The organism is Dyadobacter sp., assembly GCF_051859145.1.
GTDB lineage: Bacteria > Bacteroidota > Bacteroidia > Cytophagales > Spirosomataceae > Dyadobacter.
Window position 1 is genome coordinate 1 of the sequence record NZ_JBHYGF010000167.1, and the last position, 5361, is coordinate 5361.

Annotated in this window: 7 protein-coding genes; 2 read left to right on the top strand and 5 right to left on the bottom strand. The window is 46.9% G+C overall.

Annotation, left to right across the window (positions count from 1 at the left end; genetic code table 11):
• Positions 1–358: DUF1304 domain-containing protein (locus ACTIE6_RS11125; RefSeq protein ID WP_439556700.1), on the bottom strand; the 358-nt coding region annotated here is incomplete at its 3' end.
• A gap of 130 nt (positions 359–488) precedes the next feature.
• On the opposite strand from ACTIE6_RS11125, the gene bla reads away from it, so the two are divergent.
• Complete coding sequence (bla, locus tag ACTIE6_RS11130) at positions 489–1226, top strand: subclass B1 metallo-beta-lactamase (RefSeq protein WP_439556701.1); 738 nt, start codon at positions 489–491, stop codon at positions 1224–1226.
• Positions 1227–1373: 147 nt separating this feature from the next.
• On the opposite strand, the gene ACTIE6_RS11135 is transcribed toward bla, so the two are convergent.
• From ACTIE6_RS11135 to ACTIE6_RS11145, 3 genes are all read right to left on the bottom strand, one after another.
• Entirely contained in the window at positions 1374–2120 is a 747-nt protein-coding gene (locus ACTIE6_RS11135; protein WP_439556702.1) for a ThuA domain-containing protein, read from the bottom strand.
• Positions 2121–2198: 78 nt separating this feature from the next.
• Positions 2199–3509 (bottom strand): BNR-4 repeat-containing protein, encoded by a 1311-nt coding sequence (locus tag ACTIE6_RS11140; RefSeq protein ID WP_439556703.1) that lies wholly within the window; start codon positions 3507–3509, stop codon positions 2199–2201.
• A 78-nt stretch (positions 3510–3587) separates the two neighbouring features.
• Positions 3588–3971 carry a winged helix-turn-helix transcriptional regulator gene (locus ACTIE6_RS11145; RefSeq protein ID WP_439556704.1) on the bottom strand — a complete coding sequence of 128 codons (384 nt, stop codon included), beginning with the start codon at positions 3969–3971 and terminating at the stop codon, positions 3588–3590.
• A gap of 80 nt (positions 3972–4051) precedes the next feature.
• Between ACTIE6_RS11145 and ACTIE6_RS11150 the strand changes: the two genes are divergently transcribed.
• Positions 4052–4936 carry an NmrA family NAD(P)-binding protein gene (locus tag ACTIE6_RS11150; protein ID WP_439556705.1) on the top strand — a complete coding sequence of 295 codons (885 nt, stop codon included), beginning with the start codon at positions 4052–4054 and terminating at the stop codon, positions 4934–4936.
• A gap of 129 nt (positions 4937–5065) precedes the next feature.
• Here ACTIE6_RS11150 and ACTIE6_RS11155 read toward each other — a convergent pair.
• Positions 5066–5361, bottom strand: a 296-nt coding sequence (locus ACTIE6_RS11155; protein ID WP_439556706.1) for a hypothetical protein, incomplete at its 5' end; no start/stop codon positions are given.

Genomic DNA, 5361 nt, shown 5'->3' on the forward strand with positions numbered 1-5361 from the left:
AATGCAAAACCACCAACCCCACAATCGCAGGCAGCGCCTGCACCCAGAAAATCTTCTTACTAGCCGTCACAGCCCCATAAACCCCTGCTACTATCACGCATGTAAGAAAAAATACCGCCACGTAAAATGACCAATTGGCGTCTTCGATCAGCAGAGACCAGACAAGACCAGCGGACAGAAACCCATTATACAAACCTTGATTTGCAGCCAGCGTTTTGGTCGGCTTGAACATCTCCGGTGCGAGTGAGCCTTTGAAGGTTTCTTTTCCCTTTGTTTCCCAGGCAAACATTTCGATGTAGAGAATGTAAAGGTGTTCGAGGGCGACGAGGGCGATGATGATTTTGGCTAGTGTTTCCATTTGGTTCGATTCAGGTTGTTTTGGTGAATATAGAGATTCGTGCGCGCTTTGCAGCATGGTCTGCTGTACCGAAAACAAATTTTGCGCTATCTTGCAGCTGACCATCGCTAATCAATTCACTCCCATTCTCATGCTCAAAAAAAGTCTTACGCTATTCCTGCTCCTTGTTTCCTGCCGCGCTGTATCAGTGGTTTCTGCACAGAGCCTAAAATCTGAAAACCTGATTATCGAGAAGGTAAAAGACCATGTATACCAGCATATTACCTACTTGCAAACGCAAAGTTTCGGCAGGGTGCCTTGCAATGGGATGATCGTTTTCGATAAAGGCGAAGCCATTATTTTTGACACGCCTGTCGATGATTCAACTTCGGCCGCGGTGATTGATTGGGTGGAAACCAACCTGAAATGCAAAGTAAAAGCAGTCATTGCCACGCATTTTCACGAGGACTGTGTAGCCGGATTGGATGCATTTCACAAACGTGGCATTCCTTCTTATGCAACTAACAAGACGATTACATCTGCCAAAAATGCGAAATTCAAAGTACCTCAAAAAGGTTTCGATGATAAGCTGGAACTAACAGTTGGCGATCGCAAGGTGATTACCGAATTTAATGGAGAGGGACATACGCGCGACAATGTTATAGGCTACTTTCCCAGCGAAAAAGCCATGTTCGGCGGCTGCCTGATCAAGGAACTCGATGCAACAAAAGGTAACCTGGCGGATGCGAATGTGAAGGATTGGTCTGCGACTGTCACGAAAATCAAACAAAAGTATCCAGACACGCAAGTCGTAATTCCAGGCCATGGTGACGTTGGGAATACTGCTTTGCTGGATTATACGATCGCGTTGTTTGAAGTGAAGAAGTAAAATTGTCATGCTGAGCGGACCGGGCCGCCGGGCGGTCGAGGCATTGTGCACGTTGCTTCGACTGCGCTCAGCATGACAAAAGTTTAGTATGGCAAAAGTTCAGCATGACAAAGGCTTAACGCAGCATTGTCTGCTCTCTTGCGTCAATTACTTCAACCCCTTTCCAGTCGCAGCCCAGAAAATTCCTCCGTATAAATGATCCAGGAAAGTCTGGTCAGAATAAACGAGGCCGATATGGCCTAGACCCGTGTAAAATGCACGGCCTCCGTCGTAATTATGGTACCACGCCATTGGGTGCTCTGCACCCATTCCGGTTCCCTGGTTTGTTTTAGGATCGTACGTTTTTTCGTCCAGTGTCACCAATATTTTCAAATCGTCGGCATTGTACGGCTTTTTGTACTCGTACCATTCATCCGTCCACATCAGGCGTTTTGGGAAGCGTTCCAGCCCTGGGAAATTGCTGTCTTTTACGTCCAGAAATGCAGTTTGCTGCGCTGGGTGCGTTTTGAAATACATTCCTACCAGCTTACCATACCACGGCCAATCGTACTCTGTGTCAGCCGCCGAGTGGATACCTACCCAGCCTTTTCCGCTCTTAATGTATTTTTCAAAAGCCGCCTGCTGCTGATCGTTGAGGATATCGCCAGTCGTATTCAGGAAAATGACAGCCTGGTAGTTGGCAAGGCTTTTCTCATTGAAAACATCCGCATTCTCCTGCCAGTCAACCGAAAAATTGTGACGCGATGCCAGGTTACGAATGCCAGCTACACCTTCATGAATGGACACGTGGTGAAAACCGGCAGTTTTGGTAAATAACAATACCTTAAACTGCTGAGCCTGTGCTGTAAATGTCGCTGCCAGAAAAAGAGCAAGCGCTAGTAACTTTTTTTGCATGATTATAATTGAATTGTTAAATGGATTGCAAAACTGATTTGTAGGTAAAACAAGCTGGCGGGTGGAATATACTTTCTGTCATTTATTTAAAACTTCCCACATAATGCGCGTGTCATAATCCGTATAATGCACATATTTCTTGTTCTGCATCCACAGCAGGACAGGCTGATCGCTCTTCTTTTTATAACGCGGGACCATCGGTCTCACATTATCAAGCTGCGAATCGCGGGTAACTGGTGTGATTTTCCAAGTTTTACCAAAGTCGCTGGTCTGCCCCTTTGAAATTTCAAAAACGCCATTGATCTGGTGGGAAAAGTAGACAACCTCCGGATTGAGCGGGTCAATTGTTAAACCACCCGAATAATTCTCTTCCCGCTCCGGCTTTCCTTCGGGTGTTTGCGGAAACCATTTTCCTGAGTCAATCAAATGGTTGTCAATCCACTTCTTGTCATCAAAAACAGCATAGTAATACTGGTGCTTTTCGCTGCTCGGATACCGCGTGTAAGCCACTACCGGCCTGCCTTTTTTATCAACTACAATATCAAAAATCCACGCTCTGCCTGTTTCTGGGGAAGCTTTGTAAACAATGGACGCATCTTCCGGGTGAAATGGAAGCTGGTCTACTTCCTTTATCTTAGAACCGTCGACGCGCCAGAAAGCGCCTTTTTCGTAGTAGCAGTAATAAACAGAGTTCAAAGCCTCACTGCGCGGGTGACCGTCTGTGAAGATCAGGTGGATCTTCGATTTTCCATCTGAGAAGTATTTGACGTAAGGCCGGTTATTGGTGTCGAGCTTCTTGGAAGTGATAACTACTTTCGGGTCCGACCAGGTTTTTCCATTGTCAGAAGAAGTAATATAATTCGGCTTGAAACCGATCCAGCGGCCGAAGCTGTACACTTTATTGTTCTCGGCGCTCAGCAAAAAAGGATTTGCATAAGTGTAAGTCTCGCGGACAAACTGCTTCAACAATGCATCTGTTTTGGGCAGGAAAACAACAGAATCCGAAAAGCTGTCCACGTTGCCCGGTTTGGAAGTAACGTTCTGGATCACACCCATTCCATTCTTTCCGCCGCCGTGCCAGGTATATTGTGTTAAAATGTTCTGATCAGGCAATTCCAGGAATGCGGGATTATCATGGTCGTCAATTTCCAGTTTGGTATAAAGCCGATTTTGCTCGCTTTTTCCGGATTTCAGATCCAGAGAAGCTGCAACAATATCACCTGTTTTGGTAACCCAGCCAGTGACAACGGAGCCGCTTTTTGTATAAATCGCCCGCGGATCACTGAACCAGCACCAGGTACCATCTTCGGTGAGGGTCTGTTGTTTTTGGGCAGAAATCGGAGTTAATGCAATAAAAAGCAGAAGAAAACAGATACTGGTACGCTTCATCGGTCAGGAATGTCAGTTGTGAAAGGCTGTAATTTACCTCTTGTGACGATTTCTTCCCGTGAAAACCACGACTTATTATCAATCCGCTTCCACCAGCTCAGGCGATTTCACCCGCTCCATATCCTTCAAAGCCCATTCCGCCATTCCGTGGATCACGGTTTGCAGCTCTTTACCTGCCTCAGTAAGCGAATACGTCACATAAGGCGGCACCACCGGTTTGGCTTCTCTCGAAACCAAATTATCCGCTTCCAGCTGCTTCAAATGCTGGATCAGCATCTTTTCGGTAATATGCGGCATTGCCTTTTTAATCTCGCTATACCGTTTACTCCCACTGATTAAATGGTAAATAATGATCGGTTTCCAATGTCCGCCGATCCTGTTCATCACATAAGTAACCGGACAGGCCGCCAAGGCAATCAGCTTGTTTGCATGGATCGTCGAGCTCTCTTTGATCTTTGTCATAGATACACACTTTGGGGTAAGTACTTGCTAAAAAGTAAGTGCAAATATAGCTTTGTGCCAACAAAAAACAACTTACAACTATGAAATATATCATCACAGGATCACTCGGCCACATTAGTTTACCCGTAACCAAAAACCTCGTAAACGCCGGCCATGAAGTGGCAGTAATCAGCAGCAGCGCGGACAAGAACGCAGAAATCGAAAGTCTCGGAGCGAAAGCAGCAATCGGCTCGGTTACCGACCTGTCGTTTCTCAAAAATGCGTTCAGCAATGCAGAAGTAGCTTATTTGATGATCCCGAGCAGCTTCTCACTGACAGACTATGCCGCATTCCAGATCGAAGTGGCCGACAAGTACATTGAAGCATTGAAAGGCAGCAGCATCAAACACGTAGTTCTGCTCAGCAGCATCGGCGCGCATTTACGTAAAGGCGCAGGTCCGATCGACGGACTGGGTTACCTGGAAGAAAAGCTGCTTGCATTGCCTGGTCTGCACCTCGATTTCCTTCGCCCCTCCTACTTTTACAACAACCTGTTCAGTCTTGCCGGATTGATACAACAGGCGGGAATTGCGGGTAACAACTTCGGGGATACCGACGAAAAACTGGTACTCACCCACACCGACGACATTGCAGAAATAGCCACCGCCCATTTGCTGCAACCACTTACCGGACAGAACATTACCTACATTTCCAGCGACGAAAGACACCCGACTGAAATCGCCAGCATCCTGGGCAAAGCCGCTGGTAAAGATAACATTCCCTGGGTCACCTTCTCCGACGAACAGGCTTATGAAGGAATGCTCGGCGCAGGTTTAAACGAAAGCTTCGCCACCTTATACCTCCAAATGGGCCAGTCACTGCGTAACGGAACTTTGCAGGAAGATTACTGGAAAAATCACCCTGCTACACTCGGCAAACACAAACTGGAAGATTTCGCGAAGGAATTTGCAGCGGTATTGGCGTAGGGGTAGAATATCAGTCTTGCTTCTACTAACTTATTCAGGTTGAATTTCTTTTCTTGTCATGCTGAGCGGAGTCGAAGCGGAGTGCACTTCGCTTCGACTCCGCTCAGCATGACAAATTCCATCAGACACCTACTTTCCCATTCGCAAACGCGTCTGAGCGCCGCCGGGAGCGTCTTTCAACTCTACTTTCAGGCCGTTTCCTTTTACAACATCTCTGTCAATAATCAGCGAGAACTGCTGCATTCCCTGTGGTAGTGCCGCCGTGATATTCCCATCTGCGACCTTGATCTGCTTGTTTCCGGCATAAGCGATTACCCTACCCGGCGTGCTCAAGGCAAGTGTTACATTACCTTTGGTCAGTACCTCTACGTCAAACCGCACAATGCTGAATTCTTTACCGCTCGCATTGGTCAGTTTTGGAAGCT